16 protein-coding genes are annotated in these 21808 nt (G+C 35.9%); 4 read left to right on the plus strand and 12 right to left on the minus strand.

Annotation, left to right across the window (positions count from 1 at the left end; translation table 11 throughout):
- Positions 1 to 23: 23 nt before the first annotated feature.
- The 3 genes from CD112_RS06415 to CD112_RS06425 form a co-directional block, all read right to left on the minus strand.
- A complete protein-coding gene (locus CD112_RS06415) occupies positions 24 to 1145 on the minus strand; it encodes an HAD family hydrolase (RefSeq protein ID WP_023015978.1) in 1122 nt (373 codons plus the stop codon).
- Between the two features lie 110 nt (positions 1146 to 1255).
- The gene (gene nagE / locus CD112_RS06420; RefSeq protein ID WP_103364039.1) at positions 1256 to 2722 is read right to left on the minus strand and encodes an N-acetylglucosamine-specific PTS transporter subunit IIBC; all 1467 of its coding nucleotides are present in this window, start codon (positions 2720 to 2722) and stop codon (positions 1256 to 1258) included.
- A gap of 109 nt (positions 2723 to 2831) precedes the next feature.
- Positions 2832 to 3443, minus strand: coding sequence for a lysophospholipid acyltransferase family protein (locus CD112_RS06425; RefSeq protein WP_002481202.1), 612 nt, complete (start codon positions 3441 to 3443; stop codon positions 2832 to 2834).
- Positions 3444 to 3628: 185 nt separating this feature from the next.
- On the opposite strand from CD112_RS06425, the gene CD112_RS06430 reads away from it, so the two are divergent.
- Complete coding sequence (locus CD112_RS06430; RefSeq protein ID WP_002481203.1) at positions 3629 to 4798, plus strand: S1C family serine protease; 1170 nt, start codon at positions 3629 to 3631, stop codon at positions 4796 to 4798.
- An 87-nt stretch (positions 4799 to 4885) separates the two neighbouring features.
- Here the strand turns inward: CD112_RS06430 and tyrS are convergent, their stop codons facing one another.
- Positions 4886 to 6148, minus strand: a complete 1263-nt coding sequence (gene tyrS, locus CD112_RS06435) for a tyrosine--tRNA ligase (RefSeq protein ID WP_002481204.1) — start codon at positions 6146 to 6148, stop codon at positions 4886 to 4888.
- 363 nt (positions 6149 to 6511) lie between these two features.
- Here tyrS and CD112_RS06440 point away from each other — a divergent pair, with 363 nt between their 5' ends.
- On the plus strand, positions 6512 to 7417 hold the full coding sequence (locus tag CD112_RS06440; protein ID WP_103364040.1) for a biosynthetic peptidoglycan transglycosylase: 906 nt from the start codon (positions 6512 to 6514) through the stop codon (positions 7415 to 7417).
- 52 nt (positions 7418 to 7469) lie between these two features.
- Here the strand turns inward: CD112_RS06440 and CD112_RS06445 are convergent, their stop codons facing one another.
- Both CD112_RS06445 and acsA read right to left on the minus strand, forming a co-directional pair.
- The gene (locus CD112_RS06445) at positions 7470 to 9137 is read right to left on the minus strand and encodes a formate--tetrahydrofolate ligase (RefSeq protein ID WP_103364041.1); all 1668 of its coding nucleotides are present in this window, start codon (positions 9135 to 9137) and stop codon (positions 7470 to 7472) included.
- A 370-nt stretch (positions 9138 to 9507) separates the two neighbouring features.
- Positions 9508 to 11220 (minus strand): acetate--CoA ligase, encoded by a 1713-nt coding sequence (acsA, locus tag CD112_RS06450; protein ID WP_002481207.1) that lies wholly within the window; start codon positions 11218 to 11220, stop codon positions 9508 to 9510.
- A 212-nt stretch (positions 11221 to 11432) separates the two neighbouring features.
- On the opposite strand from acsA, the gene CD112_RS06455 reads away from it, so the two are divergent.
- Both CD112_RS06455 and CD112_RS06460 read left to right on the plus strand, forming a co-directional pair.
- The gene (locus CD112_RS06455; protein WP_002481208.1) at positions 11433 to 12065 is read left to right on the plus strand and encodes a GNAT family N-acetyltransferase; all 633 of its coding nucleotides are present in this window, start codon (positions 11433 to 11435) and stop codon (positions 12063 to 12065) included.
- A 12-nt stretch (positions 12066 to 12077) separates the two neighbouring features.
- On the plus strand, positions 12078 to 13232 hold the full coding sequence (locus CD112_RS06460) for an acetoin utilization protein AcuC (protein ID WP_103364042.1): 1155 nt from the start codon (positions 12078 to 12080) through the stop codon (positions 13230 to 13232).
- A gap of 73 nt (positions 13233 to 13305) precedes the next feature.
- Here CD112_RS06460 and ccpA read toward each other — a convergent pair whose 3' ends face one another.
- The 6 genes from ccpA to CD112_RS06490 all read right to left on the minus strand — a co-directional run.
- Positions 13306 to 14295: a catabolite control protein A gene (ccpA, locus tag CD112_RS06465; protein ID WP_103364043.1), complete on the minus strand. Its 990-nt coding sequence runs from the start codon at positions 14293 to 14295 to the stop codon at positions 13306 to 13308.
- Between the two features lie 209 nt (positions 14296 to 14504).
- Positions 14505 to 15596: a bifunctional 3-deoxy-7-phosphoheptulonate synthase/chorismate mutase gene (locus CD112_RS06470; protein WP_031262773.1), complete on the minus strand. Its 1092-nt coding sequence runs from the start codon at positions 15594 to 15596 to the stop codon at positions 14505 to 14507.
- A gap of 234 nt (positions 15597 to 15830) precedes the next feature.
- Positions 15831 to 16994, minus strand: coding sequence for a hypothetical protein (locus tag CD112_RS06475; protein WP_070626259.1), 1164 nt, complete (start codon positions 16992 to 16994; stop codon positions 15831 to 15833).
- A 136-nt stretch (positions 16995 to 17130) separates the two neighbouring features.
- Positions 17131 to 17571, minus strand: a complete 441-nt coding sequence (locus CD112_RS06480; RefSeq protein ID WP_002481213.1) for a DUF948 domain-containing protein — start codon at positions 17569 to 17571, stop codon at positions 17131 to 17133.
- Positions 17572 to 17641: 70 nt separating this feature from the next.
- The gene (gene murC / locus CD112_RS06485; protein ID WP_002481214.1) at positions 17642 to 18955 is read right to left on the minus strand and encodes a UDP-N-acetylmuramate--L-alanine ligase; all 1314 of its coding nucleotides are present in this window, start codon (positions 18953 to 18955) and stop codon (positions 17642 to 17644) included.
- Between the two features lie 18 nt (positions 18956 to 18973).
- Positions 18974 to 21808, minus strand: a 2835-nt coding sequence (locus CD112_RS06490) for a DNA translocase FtsK (protein WP_258026692.1), incomplete at its 5' end; no start/stop codon positions are given.

A 21808-nucleotide genomic window follows, 5' to 3' on the forward strand; every position in this document is an offset into this window, starting at 1 on the left:
TATCCAAGTTTGCCGGTTTTTCATTACAATAAAATTGAACGAATATCTAATACATTATCCACAATATAATCTGCGTGATATGATTCTAATTCTTCTTTCGCTTTTTTACCTTTTAAACCGGTTAAAGTACCGATAAACGTTGCACCTGTCTTTTGTGCACTGAATAAATCTGCAAGAGAGTCACCGACTATGTATATCTCTTCTCCAGCAAATACCTGTTCTTGTTGTTCGGCGTAATTTTGATAATCCGCTTCATTATTACCGTTATATGCGGCAACATAACAAAACGGGTTCGGTTTACCTAATGGTTTAAGTTCAGGGAACATTTCTTCTGCCTTTAACACTTCACTCGCTGATACAATGTGTGACTCATCAAAGTATTTTAAAAAGCCTTTATCTTCAAATGGCACTAACGTTTCCGTTCTTGGTCGACCTGTCGCAACTGCGAGCGTATAGCCAGCTGCTTTTAAGTCACTTAATAATGTTTTGAGTTGATCCGCTTCAGCCAATTCTTCTTCATGATAAATATAACCTGTTTTAAAATCGCTTCTCGGTATTTTTTCTTCAACTTTTCGATATAAACGATGACCCAAATACCATTCTTGGAATACTTCTTGTGCAATTTCCCATAAGGGACTGCGGATTTCAAATAACTCAGTATGTTTTGTATCAAGTTGTTCTGCCGCATAGTTGCGTAAATCACGGTAAATTTTTGTTTTACCTGATTCTGCGTTTTCGATAAAGTAAAGCGGCTTCATAAAGTCAACTTGTTGACGACCGACCAAGTCTCCTACTTCTTGAATGGTCACATCTGTAAAAGGATGTGCTGTTAAAAAGGCTTCCCTGTCCTCTTTCGATAACGTTTTGAGTAAATCTATCAAATGAATGGATAACACAATAAACAACATATCCCAGTTGGAGTTCAAACCACGAGATTTCATCGCATTTAAAATGTTATCTTGATCAAAAACAACTTGGCGAATCAAGTTGATTTCGCTGTCATTAATAGAATTAAATGTCACAGTCGGCATTAATTTTAAAAAGTGCTGACTCATCAGCATTTCGTATACCGTTAATGCTGAAACATCAAAACATCTTTCTTCACTTAAAAATACACCATCAACATCAAATAATACTGCTTTCATTTCTCCACCTACTTCGGAAAATTCAGAATAATTAATATTATACAAAGTTATACATAAATAAGCAATAGAACGGAGACAACTCTTCTTAAAGCGTCTCCGTTCTTATGACTTTATTCTGATTCTAATTGTCTTTCTACTTCATCTGCGACTTGTTGAACCTGTGTACCGATAATGACTTGAACATTATGTTGGCCGCTTGTTGTTACACCCGCAGCACCGGATTGTTTAATTTGCGCTTTATCGATTTGATCAATATTTGCTACTTCTAAACGTAAACGTGTAGCACAGTTCGTTAGTGAAGTAATATTTTCTTTACCACCTAATCCAGAAATAATTTGTGTAGACATTGCGCTATATTTGCCACCTTTGCCCGTCTCACTTGAAACACCTTCTTCATCCACAGGGTCAGCAATCTTTTCATCTCCACGACCAGGAGTATTTAAATTAAAGACTGAAATAGCCACTCTGAACACTACATAATAAATTACAAAGAAGACAACACCCTGTACCATCAACATCCATGGATGATTAGAAACCGGATTGATTAATGATAATAAGAAGTCAATCAGTCCTGCACTAAATGAGAAACCTGCAGTCCAATGGAAAAGTGCAGCGATGAATAAAGAAAAACCTGTTAACAATGCATGAATTACAAATAATACTGGAGCTGCAAACATAAATGCGAATTCGATCGGTTCAGTTACACCTACAAAGAAGGCTGAAATCGAACCAGCGAGCATTAAACCAGCAACACGTTTCTTTTGTTTAGAATCCGCTGTTTGATACATAGCAAGAGCAGCTGCTGGCACACCAAACATCATCACTGGGAAGAATCCAGCCATATATCTGCCTGTGATACCTTTAACCGCACCTTCTCCTGTTTGGAATTTCGCAATATCATTAATACCTGCTAAATCAAACCAGAATACTGAATTTAATGCGTGGTGTAATCCAGTTGGAATTAATAAACGGTTGAAAAATCCGTACAGGAATGCACCGAATGCGCCGAAATCCATAATCCATTTACCAAATGAAATAATACCACTATACACGAATGGCCATACAAATAATAAAATAATCGTCAAAATAACCGATAAGAATGCTGTCATAATAGGTACTAAACGCTTACCACTAAAGAATGACAAAGCAGTCGGTAATTCGGTCCCACTGAATTTGTTGTAACAAAATGCCGCAATTAAACCGATAATTAAGCCGATAAATACATTTTGGTTATTCATAGCGGTAAAACCGATGTTTAAGCTATCTTCTTTTACACTTAAAATTTTTGCTAAAGTTTCTGTTTTTAATACTGACGTCACAACAAAGTAACCAACAACTGCCGCAAGTGCCACAGAACCATCGTTCTTTTTGGCCATACCTAGTGCCACACCAATCGCGAAAAGTAAGCCGAGTTGTTCTAAAACTGCGATACCGCTTTGGAAAATAAATTCAGCTAAAGTTGGTGTAACCTCTAAAGCCTTTAATAAATTTCCAATACCAATAATAATAGCTGCTGCTGGTAAGACGGCAACGGGAAGCATTAATGAGCGTCCAAGACGTTGTAAAAAGTTATACATTGTTCATCCTTCTCTCTCTATATAAAATGATTGAAAACACATAAAAATAAAGTCAGATGCGGTGAAGGAGCTGCGTTCTCTACCATCATCTGACTTTGATGTCATGTTATTATTTAGGTAACTGTTTTAATTCTTGTTGTAAGGCTCTTGTACGTTTAGTTAATTCTTGTGTAATATAGTCCACTTTTTCATGACGTTTTTTTAAATGGTCTGGTAAAGCGTTCGTATCAATCGGTTCACCGAAAATAATTTTAGCTTTGCCTGTTACTAGACCAATAATTTTATCTGGACCTTCATAAGCTGCAGGTACAATAGGTACTTTTGCCATCATAGCAATCGTAGCTGCACCACGTTTTAATGGTGTTTCTTCAGAAGTACGATGTCCTGCTGGGAACATACCGATTGTTTTATTTTTCTTCAATAAATTCACAGGTGTTTTAATAGTACTTGGTCCCGGATTTTCACGATCCACTGGAAAAGCATTTAATGATTTTAAGAAGTTGCCGAAAGCCGGGTTATAAAATAACTCTTTCTTAGCCATATAATGGATTTGATTTGGGTAAAGTGCCATACCAAGCATAATCACTTCGTTATAACTTTCATGGTTGCAAGTGACCACATAACGATTTAGTTGCGGTACATTTTCTCGTCCATAAACTTTAAGCGATTTACTTAGTTTGACAATAATCCAATATAAAATACTGCTGATAAATTTATACATTCTGTCACCTACTAAATTGTTTATTTAACTATACAAATTCTATCACTTCCGCCCCTTGGCAACAAGCCTATTTCAAGCTTCTATTGATTCTGTCATCATCTTATAAAGTTTGTCATAGCAAAATAGTAGAAATTATGTACTAAACATATGATAATAATAAAAAGAAACATATTGGGAGGAATTCAATGACTGAATACTATAACGAAAATTATCAACCGCCTAAGCGTTCGTTCCCATGGTTACGTGTGATTCTCATCGCTTTACTTTCGGGAATCGTCGGCGCTTTAATTGTCTTCGGTGCCACAAAATTGATGAATTCATCAAATGACGGTGCGACTGTACAAGAAGCCTCAAATAGTAAAGGCGGCAATGTCTTAGACGGTAAAAGTTCAAAGTATAAATCTGTTAATCAAATGATCAATGATGTCTCACCTTCTATTGTTGGTGTAATCAATATGCAGAAAGCACAAAGCTTAGAAGATTTCTTCAATGGCTCTGCTGGTAAATCACAAGAAGCGGGTATCGGTTCTGGTGTAATTTATCAAAAATCCGGTGACAGTGCGTATATCGTTACTAACAATCATGTGGTGGATGGTGCAAGTGAAATCAAAGTTCAATTACATGATACAAAAAAAGTCGATGCTAAATTAGTCGGCAAAGATGCATTAACTGATATCGCGGTATTAAAAATCGAAAATGCACCGGGCACTAAAGCTATCCAATTCGCAAACTCATCAAAAGTTAAAACAGGAGACAGCGTTTTTGCGATTGGTAACCCATTAGGATTAGAATTTGCGAATACTGTGACATCAGGTATCATTTCTGCAAATGAACGTACGATTGAAACACAAACATCTGCCGGTAATAATAAAGTGTCAGTGCTACAAACCGATGCAGCAATCAACCCTGGTAACTCAGGCGGTGCTTTAGTCAATTTAGATGGCGATCTTGTCGGCATCAACTCTATGAAAATTTCTATGGCACAAGTTGAAGGTATCGGATTTGCGATTCCAAGTAATGAAGTGAAAATTACAATCGAACAACTTGTAAAACATGGTAAAGTCGAACGCCCTTCTATTGGTATCGGTACAATCAACATGAGCGACATTCCTGAACGTTATAAACGTGAATTAGATACTGATCGTAATGATGGTGTCTATGTGGCGAAAGCTTCAGGCAGCAGCGAACTTAAAGAAGGAGACATTATCATCGAAGCAGATGGTAAAGCAATTAAAGATGATAGTGATTTAAGATCTTACTTATATGAAAATAAAAAGCCTGACGATACATTGAAAGTTAAAGTTATCCGTGATGGCAAGAAACAAGATCTAGATGTACGTCTAGGTAAAAAATAATCGTTTGAACATATATTAAAACGCTTGAAGCAGGACATTCCTCTTCAAGCGTTTTATTTGTTTATATTCATTTCTGAAATAATAATATTATTGGTATTTCACCATGAAGTATTTCTTTTTACCGCGACGTACTATTGTAAATTCATTATCAATTTTATCTTCGTCAGTAATTTCATATTTTAAATCCTGTTGACGTTCACCATTAATGTAAATCGCACCGTTTGATACATCTTCACGTGCTTGGCGTTTAGAAGAAGAAATACCCGCTTCTACAATGAAATCAACAATATTTGTTGTATCATGGTCGACTGCAGCTTGTGGTACATCTTTAAAGCCTTCACGTAATTCTTGACTGCTTAAAGCTTTTAAATTACCGCTGAATAATGCTTCTGAAATACGAATCGCATCATCTAAGGCAGCTTGACCATGAATAAAGCTTACAACATTTTCAGCAAGTGCTTTTTGCGCTTCACGTTTATGAGGTGCTTCATTTTTAGATGCTTCTAATTGTTCAATTTCTGCTTTATCTAAGAACGTAAAGTATTTTAAGAACTTGATAACATCTTCGTCAGATGTATTGATCCAGAATTGGTAAAGTTCGTATGGGCTTGTTTTTTCAGCATCTAACCAAACTGTACCTGATTCGGATTTACCGAATTTCTTACCATCTGCTTTTGTAACTAATGGAATTGTGAAACCAAACGCTTCTGTTTGACCGTACATACGGCGCATTAATTCGATACCACTTGTGATATTACCCCATTGGTCAGAGCCGCCGATTTGAACTTTACAGTTAAATTCACGGTTTAAATGACCGAAATCAATTGCTTGTAAAATCATGTATGTGAATTCAGTGTAAGAAATACCTTTTTCTAAACGTGATTGTACTGAGTCTTTACCTAACATGTAATTCACGCCTACATGTTTACCGTAATCACGTAAGAAATCAATTAATGAAATTTGGCTTAACCAATCTTTATTGTTAACAAGTTGTGCTGCACCTTCACCAGAGAAATTAAAGATTTTATCCATTTGTGCACCGATACCACGTACGTTATCTTCAACTTGTGATTCTGTTTGTAAAACACGTTCGTCCGTTCTGCCTGATGGGTCTCCAATCATACCTGTACCGCCGCCGATTAATACAATCGGTTTATGACCGTATTCTTGGAAACGACGTAAAGTTAATAATGGTAATAAATGACCGATATGCATACTGTCAGCAGTTGGGTCCACACCACAGTATAATGTCACTTGCTCTTTATCTAATAATGCTTTTAAACCTTCAGCATCTGTTTGTTGATAAACTAGGCCACGCCACTCTAAGTCTTGTAATAATTCATTTGTCATATCATATTCCTCCTCATATTTTGTGTTTGCTGTGTTTTAGAAATTTGGAAAATAAAAAAACCCTTACAGAAAAATTCTGTAAGGGCGCATCTATTGCACGGTACCACCATACTTAAAAAGGTTACTTTCATTAATGATACGTTCATTAAGTCAAACGTTGGATACTTTTTATTAAGGCAACAGGTGTATTCACTGATTTGTTGTTACTGGTTCGCAGCATCCACCAGTTCTCTGAAAACAATCAAATGAGTTACTTTTCCTTATCCAAAACATATTAATTTGTATTCATTATAATCAACTGTTTTTTAAAAGTCAACTTGAATTCAATTATGCTATACTATGTTTAATTAACGGAGGCGAAACATGAAACCATTCAAACTTAATGCACCCTTAGCTTCTACCCCGCTTCGTATCTTTGAACTATGGTATAAGCGGATTAAATATTCTTTTGTTTGGCTGTTCATCATTATTTTGCTGACTTTGAGTTTAGCAACCGGTTTATTAGTCGGTTTCTTTATGAGTATGACAGCGCAGTCAGAAAATATTACAGATACAGAATTACGTGAGGCTGTACTGAATGTACCTGGTGATGAACAAGTCAATTATGCTAAAAAAGATTTCTTATCACAATATGATGAATCACAAAACCCATTGTTAGTTGGACCGAAAAGCGTGAATGCTTTAATACCTAAAGCTTTAATTGCTTCTGAAGATTCACTGTATTATAAACATGATGGAATCTTACCTAAGGCATTACTGAGAGCTATTTATCAAGATATATTTGAAACAGAGGTCTCTTCAGGCGGTAGTACCATTACCCAACAAGTGATTAAGAATCAGGTGTTGAATAATGATAAGACCTATAACCGTAAAGCAAATGAAATTGTATTGGCACTCAAACTTGAACGGATTATGACTAAAGAAGAAATCTTATATACGTATTTGAACATCGTTCCTTTTGGACGTGATTATAATGGCGACAACATTACAGGTATTGGATCCGCTTCATTTAGTTTATTCGGGAAACCGCCAAGTGATGTGAATTTGCCGGAAGCGGCTTATCTTGTCGGATTAGTTCAAAGTCCTTATTATTACACACCTTATGAAGCAGACGGCACACTTAAACCTAAAGATGAACTCGAAATCGGCTTACAGCGCCAACATTATGTACTATGGCGTATGAGAGTAGAAGGATTGATTTCTGAATCTACGTATGAAAAAGCAGAAAAATATAATATAGAAGCACATTTAATGACAAAAAGACCCTGAAGTCATGAGTAATATACTCACACTTCAGGGCCTGTTTTAGTTATAGCTTAAATTAGAATAAACCTTTCGCATGGCCGTCTTCTGTAACGTCCATATTTAATGCAGCTGGTTTCTTAGGTAAGCCAGGCATTGTCATAATCGCACCTGTTAAAGCAACGATAAAGCCAGCACCTGTTTTAGCTTGTAATTCTCTGATTGTGATTTCGAAATCATCAGGCGCACCTAATAAATCTTTGTCATCTGAGAATGAATATTGTGTTTTAGCCATACATACTGGGTAATTATCCCAACCGTTTTCTTTAATTTGTTTCAATTGTTTTTGTGCTTTGCTTGTAAATGTTACTTTTTTACCGCCGTAGATGTTTTTAACAATTTTTTCGATTTTTTGTTCAATTGGTTCATCAAGTTCATAAGTATTTTTGAAATCATGTTTTTCATTTAATACTTCTTTCACTTGTTCAGCTAATTCAATGCCGCCTTTGCCGCCTTTTTCCCAAACTTCAGTTAAGGCAATACGTACATTGTTTTCTTTTGCCCAGTCTTCAACTACTTTAGTTTCAGCATCTGTATCTGCTACGAATGCATTTAATGCTACGACTGGTTCTACACCGAATGAACGGATGTTTTTGATATGACGTGCTAAGTTTTCTAAACCGTCTTTAACTGCTTGAACATTTTCTTCTTTCAAGTCATCTTTTGCTACGCCGCCATGCATTTTCAATGCACGGATTGTCGCAACAACTACAGCAGCACTTGGTTCGAATCCTGCTTTACGTGATTTGATGTTCATGAATTTTTCAGCACCTAAGTCTGAACCGAATCCAGCTTCAGTCACCACAACATCAGCTAGTTTACGTGCTGTTTCAGTTGCAAGAATTGAGTTACAACCATGTGCAATATTTGCGAATGGCCCACCGTGAATTAATGCTGGTGTACCTTCGATTGATTGCACTAAGTTAGTTTTGATTGCGTCTTTAAGAATCATCGCAATTGCTCCTTCAACTTCTAAATCAGCAACCGTAACTGGTTTGCGATCACGTGTATATGCAACTGTAATGTTAGCGATACTTTCTTTTAAGTCTTTCAAGCCAGTGCTTAGGCAAAGAATCGCCATAATTTCAGATGCTACTGTGATGTTGAATCCATCTTCACGCGGAACACCTTGTGTTGGTCCACCAAGACCTACAACAACTTGTCTTAACGCACGGTCGTTCATGTCTAACACACGTTTCCATTCGATACGACGTTGGTCAATGCCTAACGCATTACCTTGATGGATGTGGTTATCAATAAATGCTGATAACGCGTTGTTTGCTGTTGTAATCGCATGGAAGTCACCGTTGAAGTGTAAGTTGATATCTTCCATTGGTAATACTTGTGCGTAACCGCCGCCAGTTGCGCCACCTTTAATACCGAATACTGGACCTAATGCTGGCTCACGTAATGCCATAATGACATTATCTCCTAATTCATGGAAGGCATCTGCTAAACCAACAGTTACAGTTGATTTACCTTCACCAGCTGGTGTTGGACTCATTGCAGTAACAAGAACAACTTTCCCTTTGTCCCCATTGTCTTTTAATTGGTTAATGTCAATTTTAGCTTTATAGTGACCATATGGTTCTAAAGCATCTTCCGAAATACCAATCTTTTCTGCAATGTCTTTAATTGGTTGTAATGTAGCTTGATTCGCGATATCCAAATCTGATAAATGACTCAATTCATTCAGCCCCTTATTTAGTAATTGAATTACAGTCTCAGCAACCATCCGTTCACTTTATTTACCACGTACTTTTATGCCCTCAACGCTTTTAAAATACGTTTAGATAAATGCAGTAAATAGAGACTTGCTTCAACTGTTTTTAAAACCTTTTACATCATTCATCATATCGAAATATACATTTATTGTCGAACATATTCATCATTAATTTTTAAGTATTCTTACTTTTATGGTAATATTACAAAAATAGATGATAAAATTTTATGTAAAACCTTTATTTTGCAATAATGAAAGCGATACCAAAACATTGATTTTATTTTGATATCGCTCATATGATCAACCTATTTTATTGTTAGTTTTTTATATACAATTAGTCTTCCATTGTACTTAAATCACCTTCAGGAAGATCAAGTTCCCAAGCTTTTAATACACGTCTCATAATTTTACCTGAACGTGTTTTCGGTAATTTATCTTTGAATTCAATTTCTCTTGGTGCAGCGTGCGCAGATAAACCGTGTTTGACGAATGTTCTGATATCTTCTTTCAATTCATCATCTGGTTCATAGCCATGATTTAAAGCAACGAATGCTTTAATAATTTCACCACGTACTGGGTCTGGTTTACCAATAACACCTGCTTCTGCGACTGCAGGATGTTCCACTAATTTAGATTCCACTTCGAATGGTCCGACACGTTCACCAGCAGTCATAATCACATCATCAACACGACCTTGGAACCAGAAGTATCCATCTTCATCTTGATATGCTGAATCTCCTGATACATACCAATCACCAATAAAGTATGAATCATACTTTTCTTGGTTTTTCCAAATTTTACGCATCATGGATGGCCAGCCTTTTTTAATGGCTAAGTTACCCATTCGATTCGGTGGTAACTCATTACCTTGGTCATCCACAATAGCCGCTTCAATACCAGGTAATGGTTTACCCATAGAACCTAGTTTTACATCCATAGAAGGATAGTTGACAATCATATGACCGCCTGTTTCTGTCATCCACCAAGTATCTAAAACAGTGTGTTCTAATACTTCTTTTGCCCATTTAATTACTTCTGGGTTTAATGGTTCACCTACAGAATACACTTCTCTTAATGATGATAAATCGTATTTCTTCACAACGTCGTCTCCTGCACTCATTAACATACGTAACGCTGTCGGTGCTGTATACCAAATTGTGACTTTAAATTCTTCAATCATGCCATACCATGCTTCAGGAGAGAAACGTCCCCCAGCAATACAGTTTGTCACACCGTTTAGCCAAGGTGCGAAAATACCGTATGAAGTACCAGTTACCCAACCTGGGTCTGCTGTACACCAATAAATATCGTCTTCTTGTAAATCAAGAACATATTTACCTGAAATATAGTGTACAATCATGGCATCTTGAACATGTAACACACCTTTAGGTTGTCCTGTAGAGCCAGAAGTATAATGTAAAATCAAACCGTCTTCACGATCTAACCATTCGATATCAAATGAATCGCTAGCATCTTCCATTTCTTGTTGAAAATCTACGTATTCATCGTCTACCCCATCATTATCGACGATGACAATTTTCTCTAAGTTTGGTAAGTCGTCTTTTGGAATTCGATCTACTAAATCTTTCGTTGTTACAATTACTTTCGCATCACTATTATCTAAACGGTCAGCAACTGCTTTTTCCATAAACGCTTCAAATAATGGTCCGACAATTGCACCAATTTTTAAAATACCGAAGAACGCAAAGTATAACTCTGGTGTTCTTGGCATAAAGATAAAGACACGATCCCCTTTTTCTACTTGTGCTTTATCTTTTAGTACGTTTGCGGCTTTATTCGATAATTGCTGCATTTCTTTATAAGTATAACTTTCTTTACGTTTGGCATCTTTGTAGTTTAAGGCCACTTTATCCCCAAGGCCATTATCTACGTGACGATCAATACATTCATATGCCATATTGATCTTTCCTGTTTCATACCATGAAAAAGCTTTTTCTACGTCTTTCCAATCAAAGTTCTGATACGTTTCGTCATAGTTTTGAAGGTTATAATTACCTTCTCCCCCTTTATAAATATCAACTTTCATTTGAATTGCCCCCTTTGTTTGAAATCGCTTTCAAAAACCATTATACAAAAATCATAGTAAATTTTCAAAAATAATTGCGATAATTCTGATTTGTGTGTAAATTGATGTTAAAACCATTATAATTAAATTAATACGTGGAAACATATCATTTTAGTGAAAAAGTAAATTTGAGCACTCTCATCTTAGGAGAATATGAAAAAGGATGTGGCAAGATGGAACATGTCAAAACGTATGTAAAACAAACATACACACGTCACGATACAACTTATGTTATTGAAGGTCCTGTACCACGTAAACAACTTGAACAAATGGATTACGATGATGGTTTGGATGCATTTAGAAGACCTATCGAACAATTTGAAGCGATTCAAGAAATTAGTGAATTACCAGAAGGTCGTATTTACGTCTTACGACATGAAAACACCATTGTCGGATATGTCACTTATCATTATCCTGATCCATTAGAACGTTGGTCTACAGGCAACCTGCCCTATTTAATTGAGCTTGGTGCCGTTGAAATAGCCTTACCGCATCGCGGTACAGGATTAGGTAATGAACTCATTAAAACGAGCTTAAGTGAAGATGAATTTGAAGATTATATTGTGTTAACAACTGAGTATTATTGGCACTGGGATTTGAAAAACTCTAAATTAGATGTCTACGAATATAAAAAATTAATGCAAAAGTTGATGTCTCATGGGGGTTTAGAGATTTTCGCAACTGATGATCCTGAAATTACAGGACATCCAGCAAACTGTTTAATGGCAAGAATCGGTGCACGTATCACATTAGACCAGATGGAGGCGTTTGATGATATACGTTTTATGAACCGCTTCTTCTACTAAAGGGGAGATTTTATGAGTCAAAACAAAAAACAAACGGGGTATGTTTATTCAAATCAATTAATGCGCTATCGGTTCAGTAATGAACATCCTTTTAATCAAATGCGCTTAAAATTGACGACTGAACTGTTAATCGATGCAGGATTACTGAGTTCAAGTCAAATTATTACACCGAGAATCGCCACAGATGAAGAATTAACACTTATACATTCTTATGACTACGTAAATGCGATTAAACACGCTTCTCGTGGAATTTTAAGTGAGGTAGAATCCAAAAAATATGGTTTTGCGAACGAAGATACATCACAGTTTAAACATATGCATCAACATAGTGCACGTATTGTAGACGGTGCTTTAAAACTTGCTGATATGATTGTACAAGGAGAAGTTAAAAACGGGTGTCATTTAGGCGGTGGATTACATCATGCATTGCCAGGCCGCGCAAATGGCTTCTGTATTTACAATGATATCGCCATTACCGCTAAATACTTATCTGAACGCTATAACATGAAAGTGATGATTATAGATACAGATGCACATCATGGGGACGGTGTGCAATGGAGCTTCTATACACAAAATGAAATTCTGAATTATTCCATTCATGAAACGGGTAAATTTTTATTTCCAGGTTCAGGTCATTATACAGAACGCGGCAAAGAACAAGGTTTCAGTTATTCTGTCAATGTTCCGCTTGAACCTTATACAGAAGATGATTCATATATTGATTGTTTTAAACGCACTGTCACACCTGTTGTTAAATCATTCAAACCTGATATTATTTTAAGTGTACATGGTGTTGATATTCACTATCTCAATCCACTTACTCATATGAATTGTACTTTAGATTCACTCTATGCTATTCCCTATTATATTAAAGCGTTGGCAGATGAATATACAGATGGGAAAGTCATGATGTTCGGTGGCGGTGGATATAACATTTGGCGCGTTGTTCCAAGAGCTTGGAGTCATGTCTTCTTGAGTTTGATGGATGTGCCGATTCAACATGGAGATTTACCGAAAGAATGGGTAGAAAAATGGCGAACTTATGCGCCGACTGATTTGCCAACGACTTGGGAGGATAAACGTCTAGATTATATGGAAATTCCACGTACTGCAGAAATTACTGCTAAGAACTTAAAACATGCGAACCAGGTTGCGAGTTGGTTCTGATTAAATGAAGGAAAATAAAAAAGTCTGGAGGAAAGTAATGTGACTTTCTTTCAGACTTTTAAATTTATACATCTTATTTTGTTGTACCGCGATACTCTATACGATATGGTAAAATGACCGTTGAATCTTCAATCGTTTCATTATTCATATATTTAGTAAGTAAACGCATACCTACTGCACCGATGTCATAAAGCGGTTGAATGACACTTGATAGTTGCGGACGTACCATTTCAACTAAACGTGTATTATTAAAGCTTACAATTTGTAAATCAGATGGAATGTTGATATTCGCATCTTCAGCCGCATGGACAATACCAATAGCTTGTTCATCACTGATAGATAAAATTGCATCTGGTTGATACGCTTTAATATCTTCAAAAGCTTTAATACCATCGCGATATGTTTCTTTACCTCTGAAAGTCAGATTATCTTCTAAAGATAAACCATGTGATGCTAGTGTATCTCTTAAACTAGATAATACATCGTTTTCTGCTTTTTCAGAGTTATTGCCGCCAACAAAGGCAAAGCGTTTTGCGCCAGAATTGATTAAATGATTAGTCACTTCTTCAGCAGCTTGTTTATAGTAGATATTTACAGAAGCAACTGTATTATCATCATCACTTGTTCCTGAAACTACAACAGGTACAGAAGAGTTTTCAATTAAACTTTCCAATTCTGCATCGAGTGTTCCGCCTAAGAAAATAATACCATCTACTTGTTTGCTGAGCAGATTGTTAAAAATTTCTTTAGCTTTTTCTAAATCATTGTCAGAGTTAGAAATAATTGAATGATATTTATACATCGTTGCAATATCTTCTAACCCTCTTGCGAGTTGAGAATAGTATACATTCGAGATATCTGGAATAATTACCCCGACTGTTGTTGTTTTTTTACTTGCTAACCCTCGTGCAACAGCATTAGGTCTGTAGTTAAGCTTTTTGATGACTGCATTTACTTTATCTCTAGTTTCTGGTTTGACATTTTGGTTGCCATTTACCACACGAGAAACAGTTGCCATGGAAACACGCGCTTCTCTTGCAACATCATAAATAGTAACGGTCATAATATCACCCTTTCTGAAAGCGTTTCAAACACTATTATAGTAAGTTTTCACAACATTTTCAAAGTGTACCATAATTTGTCACAATCTCAAAACAAAACTTTCTGCTGTCACTGTTTTGTCACACATATGATGTTTTGCAAAACACAAAAAAGCCCTTTAAATCAAAGGTTTGAATACTTTAATTTAAAAGGCTTTCAATTAACTATATATTAGCGTAATTGCTTGCTATCGTACATATCAGCAAGTGGTTTTAGTTCATCATAGAATTTGTTGAATTGTTCAATATCCATTTGTTGTCCGCTATCACTTAATGCAACAGCTGGATCAGGATGTACTTCTGCCATAACACCATCTGCACCTACTGCTAAAGCTGCTTTAGCTGTTGGAAGCATAATATCTTTTCTTCCTGTACTATGTGTTACGTCTACCATTACTGGTAAGTGTGTACCTTGTTTAAGGATCGGTACTGCTGAGATATCTAAAGTATTACGTGTTGCTTTTTCGTATGTTCTGATACCACGTTCACATAAGATAATATTTTGGTTACCTTGTGATGCGATATATTCTGCTGCGAAAATGAACTCTTCAATTGTCGCAGATAAACCACGTTTTAATAAAATTGGTTTGTTTGTACGTCCTGCTTCTTTTAATAATTCGAAGTTTTGCATGTTACGTGCACCAATTTGGAACACATCTAGGTAATCATCTGCCAATTCTAAATCAGCTGGTGTTACGATTTCACTTACAACATTTAAATTATATTTATCTTTAACGTTTTTAAGAATTTTCAATCCTTCTAATCCTAGACCTTGGAAGTCATAAGGAGAAGTACGTGGTTTGAAAGCACCGCCACGGATGAATTTTAATCCTTTACTTTGTAAGTCTTGAGCAACTGCATCGACTTGTTCTTGTGATTCTACTGAACATGGACCGAAAATGAATGACTTGTTGCCATCACCAATAACTCCACCATTGTCAAAGCGTACAATTGTATCTTCTGCTTTTAATTTTCTTGAAACAATTAAATGTTTTTCACGATCAGATTTTTGTAAGTCAGTGGATGCTTTAAATATTTCTTTGAATAATTGTTTAATTACATTATCGTTAAATGGACCATTATTTTTTTCGATTAAAGCATTCAACATTACTTTTTCACGTTCAGGATCATAAACCTTAGTACCTTGTTTACGCTTTTCATCCCCTATTTTCTGTGCTAACTTACCACGTTCTACTAGTAAGTCTAAAATCTTTTCATTAATGTCTTGAATTTCATTTCTGTACTGTTCTAACTTATTCATTATTTGGTCACCTCTATGTAATTTTTGCATCCAATTTATCACGCTTTAAAGCGATAAAAATATTGAATTTAACAGTTATTCTAGCAAGAACTTTATCATTAATCAAGAGGAAAAGCGAAATAAATCAAATTGTTTCGATTATTATTAATTTTCTCACAATTCCTTAACTAGATTTAACCAAAAGTAAAAAAGAAAATCAACCTCAAAAAGAATAAGGTTGATTTCTTTTAGGTACAATTAGTCATTGAATGTTTTCTTTTCAATTTTCTTCGTAGTTGTTTCACCTTTTGGTTGTGTCTTTGTAGTGTTATTCGTTGTTTTCTTATTCGCTGGTGTTACACTAGGTTTCTTTGTTGATTTGTTTGCAGCTGATTTTGTTGTCTTTGTTGTTGTTTTTTGTGTCGTTGTTTTGTTTCCTTTTGCTGCTGGTTTTTGTGTTGTTGTTTTTGTAGTTTTTGTCGCATCTTTCGGTGAAGTAGCTTTCGCTGTTTGCTTAGTTGTTGATGCATTTTTCTTAGGTGTGTTTGTTGTTTTAGTTGTTTCTGTTTTCGTTGTTTTTGTATCATTAACAGTCTTAGATTCTACTTTACCTGATGCTTCTGGTGTTTTGTGTGCTTCTGAATGATTAGCAGTTGCTTTATCATGCGTAATAACACCTTTATTGAATGAAGCTTTCTCATGTGTTTGTGCTGTACGTTTTTCAGCATCTGCAGGTTTTGCTGCTTTAGCATCCGCAGCTTTTTTGCTTCCTGCTGCTGTTGCTGCAGCTGCAACTGTAACTAATACTGGAACTGTTTTAAAACCACTTGATTTTACTGGTTTAGCTTCAAATAGTTCAGCTACTTTAGCTGCTACTGTATTATCATTTTCAATTAATTTAGCTTTTTCTTTCGCTGCTAATGCATTTCCTGTTGCTGTAAATTCATGGAAAGGCACTGTATCTGGTTGTGAAGATTTTAAAGGATTGTTGTCTGTTTGAACATCTTGAGCTTGCGGAGAAACATTTGCTAAATCATGTGCTGCTGCTTCATTACGAATTGCTTCACGTTGCGCTCGTAATGCTTTTGGATCTGTTTCTTGTTCATCATTGTTGAATTTTTGTTTTACATCAGATTTAAGCTGTTGTGCTTTATCTTTAATATCTTGAATTTGACTTTGTGCATTTGCTTTAAGCGCATCTGTCTGTGCAGACACTTTTTCTTTCACTGATGGTTTCTTTGCTTCTGCTGGTTGATTTTGCTTTTCAAGTTGTTTACGTTTTTTCACTTGATTAATCACAAAACCACCTGCTGTACCAATAAATATTCCTGCGATGAACCCATAAACGAAATCTTTACGGACAGTATCAGACATAGCTTCAACTTCGTAAATTTCTAATCTAGCTTCGTCGTTCTTTCTCATGTATTTGCCTCCTATAAAGTAAAAGCACTTAAACAAAGTTGATTCAACCTCATTTAAGTGCAGTTAGTACGTCTTATAATTGATAATGTAGCCTACAGATGAGGTACACAGTTCCAATTAGAACTGCATTTAACCATTATCCTCTGTAGTTTGCACTTTCTCTACGTTGTTTTCTGTATTGCCATTTATCAGCAATTTCCATCGCAACGTTTGACCATTGGATGACTTGTGAAATTTTATCTTCGTTTTGAGAAATATTATGTGCAATTGAGTTAGTTACTCGGTCCACTGATCCATCTAAATCTTGGATAGAGTCACCGATACCTTTTACTCCATCAACTACAGAATTTAAGCGGTCCACTTTATCTTGAATATCTTCAGTTAAGCGGTTTGCTTTATGAAGTAAATCTGTTGATTCTCTTGTAATCCCTTGAATTTGTCCTTCAATTCCATCAAGAGTCTTAGCCACGTAGTCTAAGTTTTTCTTAACAGATAAAAGAACAACTACAATTCCGATTACTAATACTAAAAATGCTATAGCTGCAATTAGACCTGCTATAGGTAAAATCCAGTCCATTAAAAACGCCTCCTAAATTGCTTATGTCTTATTTTTACTTAATACCCATACATATTTTAACATAAACATATTAAAATTCATTAATTACTCCGTGATTGTCTAAATAGGCACGTTCAACTTTTTGAATATCCCCTGCACCCATAAATAAAATCACAGCATCTTCATATGATTTCAATATATTTACATTTTTTTCACCGATTAATTGCGCACCTGGAATGCGATCAATTAAATCTTGAATTGTCAAACTGCCTTCATGTTCACGGATAGATCCGAAAATATCACATAAGAAGACACGGTCTGCTTTATTCAAGCTTTCAGCAAACTCATTCAAGAACGCTTTTGTTCTAGAATACGTATGCGGTTGAAAGACAGCGATAACCTCTTTATGTGGGTATTTTTTACGTGCTGTCTCAATTGTAGCATTAATTTCGCGCGGATGGTGGGCATAATCGTCAACAATTACTTGATTATGTACTTTTGTTTCATTAAATCTACGTTTCACTCCGCCGAATGTTTCTAACGCTTCTTTAATATTTTTTACATCAAGACCTTCTAAATGACAAACCATAATAACCGCAAGTGTATTTAAAATATTATGATCCCCGTATTGCGGTGATAAGAAATGGTCGAAGAATTTACCGTCAATGTACACGTCAAACGATGTACCATGTTCTGTAATTTGAAGGTTATCAGCATAAATATCTTCATCTTTTTCTAATCCATAGTAATAAACAGGAACATCTGCTTTAATTTTTCTTAAATGGTCATCTTTACCCCATGCGATAATTGCTTTTTTGACATTATGCGCCATTTCTTGGAACGCACTTGTAACGTCATCAATATCTTTAAAATAATCAGGATGATCAAAGTCGATGTTCGTCATAATCGCATAATCCGGATGATAACTTAAAAAGTGACGTCTATATTCACATGCTTCAAACGCAAAATATTCACTTTGAGGAATACCTAAACCTGTGCCATCACCAATTAAGAAAGAAGTTCTTTTATCTCCATTCATTACATGTGATAAAAGGCCTGTTGTAGATGTTTTGCCGTGTGCACCTGTCACAGCTACAGACGTATACTGCTCAATGACATGGCCTAAGAATGTAGGATAATCAATAATTTCTAATCCTAATTCTTTTGCGCGGACAATTTCTTCATGTTCATCTGAAAAGGCGTTTCCTTGAATAACAACCATGCCTTTTTGAATATTGTCTGGGTTAAATGGCAAAATTTTAACCCCTTTATTTCTTAATGCATCTTCTGTAAACACATATTGGTCGATGTCGGAGCCCTGAACTTCATGGCCTAAATCATGCATAATTTGCGCCAATGAACTCATACCAGAGCCTTTAATACCGACAAAATGATAGTGTGTCATACTTAAACTCCTTCTTTCTTATTCCTCATTTATTTCAGCTGCAGTCAAATAAACTTCTCTTGGTTTCGAACCGTTCGAACCTGAAATATAACCCAACGCTTCAAGTTGGTCAACAATTCGTGCAGCTCTATTGTAACCAATTTGGAAATGACGCTGAATGAGTGATGTTGAGATATTGCCCTCTGCAACCATAAATCGACATACATCATCAAACAACTCATCTTTAGGTTGTGCTTTTGTTTGTTTTAACAATTCTTTTTCTTCAAATAAATATTCCGGTTCACGTTGTGCCTTAATAAAATCGACAACTGCATCGATTTCTTCATCAGACACAAAGCTGCCTTGAACGCGAATTGGTTTATTCATACCATTACCTAGATACAACATATCACCGTAACCAAGTAAGCGTTCTGCACCGCCGCTATCTAATATAGTTCTTGAATCCACACTAGATGATACCATAAATGCGATACGAGTTGGAATATTCGCTTTGATTAATCCTGTAATAACGTTTACAGATGGACGTTGTGTTGCTACAAGCATATGAATACCGCATGCACGTGCTTTTTGTGCAATTCTCGCAATAGATTGCTCTACATCTTGCGGTGCCATCATCATTAAGTCTGCAAGCTCGTCGATTACAATGACAATTTTAGGCAAACGTTGCTCGTATGAAGCTTTTTTATTGAAAGCTGTAATATTTCGCACATGATATTGCGCAAATAATTTATAACGTCTTTCCATTTCATCAACAGCCCACTTCAAGCTTTGTGTTGCTGCTTTGACATCTGTGATCACAGGTGATACTAAATGCGGTAAACCATTGTATGGTGCTAACTCTACCATTTTCGGATCAATCAGCAAGAGTTTCAACTCTTCTGGATGATTTTTATATAATAGTGAAAGTAATATGCTGTTAATACAAACAGATTTACCTGAACCCGTAGCCCCTGCTATCAGTGCGTGTGGCGTTTTCGCAATATCCATTAATAACGGTTCATTATTGATGCGATTACCCATCGCAACTGTTAATTTAGATTCTGCATTCTTAAATTGAGGACTCTCAATAATAGATTTTAAGTTCACTTTTGTTGGCGATATATTTGGTACTTCTATACCTACTAAACTTGTACCTGGAATCGGTGCCTCAATTCGAATATCTTTGGCGGCTAAAGCCATTTTCAAATCATCATGTAATGCAGTGATTCTAGAAACTTTTACCCCTTTTTCAACAGATAATTCAAAACGTGTCACACTAGGTCCTTCTGTAACATTCTTAACCTCTGCAGGTACATTGAAGTAATAAAATGCATCATTCAGCTCTTCTTTTTTCTCATCTATCCACTCTTGGTCAACTTCATGTACTTCTGGTTCATCTAATAAACCTAGACTTGGCAGTTTTAAATTAGGTCCTTTTCGAATACCTTCGTGATGTGCTTGAACAGGTTCCTTTTGTGCAGTTACAGGTTGCTTAACTTCCTCTTGTGCATTAGATTGTGTCGTTTTTGCTGTCTGTACGTTTGTTGTGATATGTCCTTGTTCAGCTTTTGGTTGATCAGAATTTTGATTTTCATGTTGTGATGATTGTGGTTCACTGTCGTCATGAGTCGAAACTTCAGTCGTTTGTGAAGCCACGCTTTGTTCAGGCTCTGAAGAAACCGCAGAATCATTTGTTTGTGTTTTTGATGTTTGTGCAGCTTTACGTTTTTGTGCATCCATCATACGACGTTTGTCTGATGGTGTCATCATCACATTGAACGGCTTAGCACCTTTACGAATTGGACGAGAAATTTTCGGTTGTTCAGTTTTAACTTCTTCTGCCTCTGCTTTATTTTCTTCTTGTTCTTCATTATTAGAGTCAGGTGTAGAAACTTTTTCAGTAGTTTCTTCTTGTTCAAATGATTCTTCTTGTTCCTCTTTTATTTCTGTTTTTGACTCTTCTTTTTCTGCATCATCAGATTTTGGTTGATCTGGTTTCAATTGAGGTTCAAGGCTCGATTTTGCTTTTTCTTCTGTGACTTCTTCTTTAGTTTCATCAGTTTTCGTTGCCTCTGATTTAGATGTATTACTATCTGGTGCTAACACAGGTTCTTGAACCTCCGTAGAATTATCTTCTTGTGGTTCATCCTGTTCATCTTCAGATTCTTCTGTTGTTTCTTGTACTGGTTCTGATTCCTGTTCGGTTTCAGTACTTTCATGCACTTCAGTTCCATTTACAGGTTCTTCTGGTACTTCTTCCTGTTCACTTTCAACTGGTTCTTCTTCATCTTCAATTTCAGTATATTGTGCTTCAGAAACTTCTGGTAAAGGTTCAGGAGACTCTGTTAGATTTTCTGTCTCAGATTGAGGTGATTCTGATTCAAGTTGTTGTGTTTCTTCAGGAGCATCTTCCACAACTTTAACGTCTTGTTCGTCTAATTGATGCATGTCTTGAACTTGGTTTAAATCTACTTCTTCATAGTCAAAGTCGTTTTGTGGTTGTGTTGATGTTTCTTCAGACGTTTCTGTTTGTATGTGTTCTGAGGTAGGTTGTTGTGTTTCTTCGCCTTCTTGGTCTTCAGCAGCTCTGGCTTCTTTTTCTTTTTCAAAGCCATTTTCTTGGAAGACTGGATCTTCTACATACTGTTTGGCTTGTTCAGCATACATTTCATCAATAGCCTTTTGAATTGAGCTGACATCTTCTTGTTCACGTTTTTGTTGAAGTGCTTCTTTGAATTTTTTGCGTTGTAACACTTTTCGTTCGCGTTCACGTCGAATTTCTTCAACAATTTGTGAAGCATAAATATTATTAATATTAATTGTATTATCCGCTTTAGAATAATTAGGTGTTTGTTTCACTTGGTGTTGTGAATC

Source organism: Staphylococcus simulans (assembly GCF_002902285.1).
In the GTDB taxonomy this organism is placed as follows: Bacteria; Bacillota; Bacilli; order Staphylococcales; family Staphylococcaceae; genus Staphylococcus; species Staphylococcus simulans.

Excerpts from the sequence above, each read along its gene's own strand:
- ccpA (WP_103364043.1), bottom strand. The coding sequence starts at position 14,295 with ATGACCGTTACTATTTATGATGTTGCAAGAGAAGCGCGTGTTTCCATG.
- CD112_RS06415 (WP_023015978.1), bottom strand. The coding sequence starts at position 1,145 with ATGAAAGCAGTATTATTTGATGTTGATGGTGTATTTTTAAGTGAAGAA.
- nagE (WP_103364039.1), bottom strand. The coding sequence starts at position 2,722 with ATGTATAACTTTTTACAACGTCTTGGACGCTCATTAATGCTTCCCGTT.
- CD112_RS06460 (WP_103364042.1), top strand. The coding sequence starts at position 12,078 with ATGAGTCAAAACAAAAAACAAACGGGGTATGTTTATTCAAATCAATTA.
- acsA (WP_002481207.1), bottom strand. The coding sequence starts at position 11,220 with ATGAAAGTTGATATTTATAAAGGGGGAGAAGGTAATTATAACCTTCAA.
- CD112_RS06475 (WP_070626259.1), bottom strand. The coding sequence starts at position 16,994 with ATGAGAAAGAACGACGAAGCTAGATTAGAAATTTACGAAGTTGAAGCT.
- CD112_RS06440 (WP_103364040.1), top strand. The coding sequence starts at position 6,512 with ATGAAACCATTCAAACTTAATGCACCCTTAGCTTCTACCCCGCTTCGT.
- murC (WP_002481214.1), bottom strand. The coding sequence starts at position 18,955 with ATGACACACTATCATTTTGTCGGTATTAAAGGCTCTGGTATGAGTTCA.
- CD112_RS06480 (WP_002481213.1), bottom strand. The coding sequence starts at position 17,571 with ATGGACTGGATTTTACCTATAGCAGGTCTAATTGCAGCTATAGCATTT.
- tyrS (WP_002481204.1), bottom strand. The coding sequence starts at position 6,148 with ATGACAAATGAATTATTACAAGACTTAGAGTGGCGTGGCCTAGTTTAT.
- CD112_RS06455 (WP_002481208.1), top strand. The coding sequence starts at position 11,433 with ATGGAACATGTCAAAACGTATGTAAAACAAACATACACACGTCACGAT.
- CD112_RS06425 (WP_002481202.1), bottom strand. The coding sequence starts at position 3,443 with ATGTATAAATTTATCAGCAGTATTTTATATTGGATTATTGTCAAACTA.
- CD112_RS06430 (WP_002481203.1), top strand. The coding sequence starts at position 3,629 with ATGACTGAATACTATAACGAAAATTATCAACCGCCTAAGCGTTCGTTC.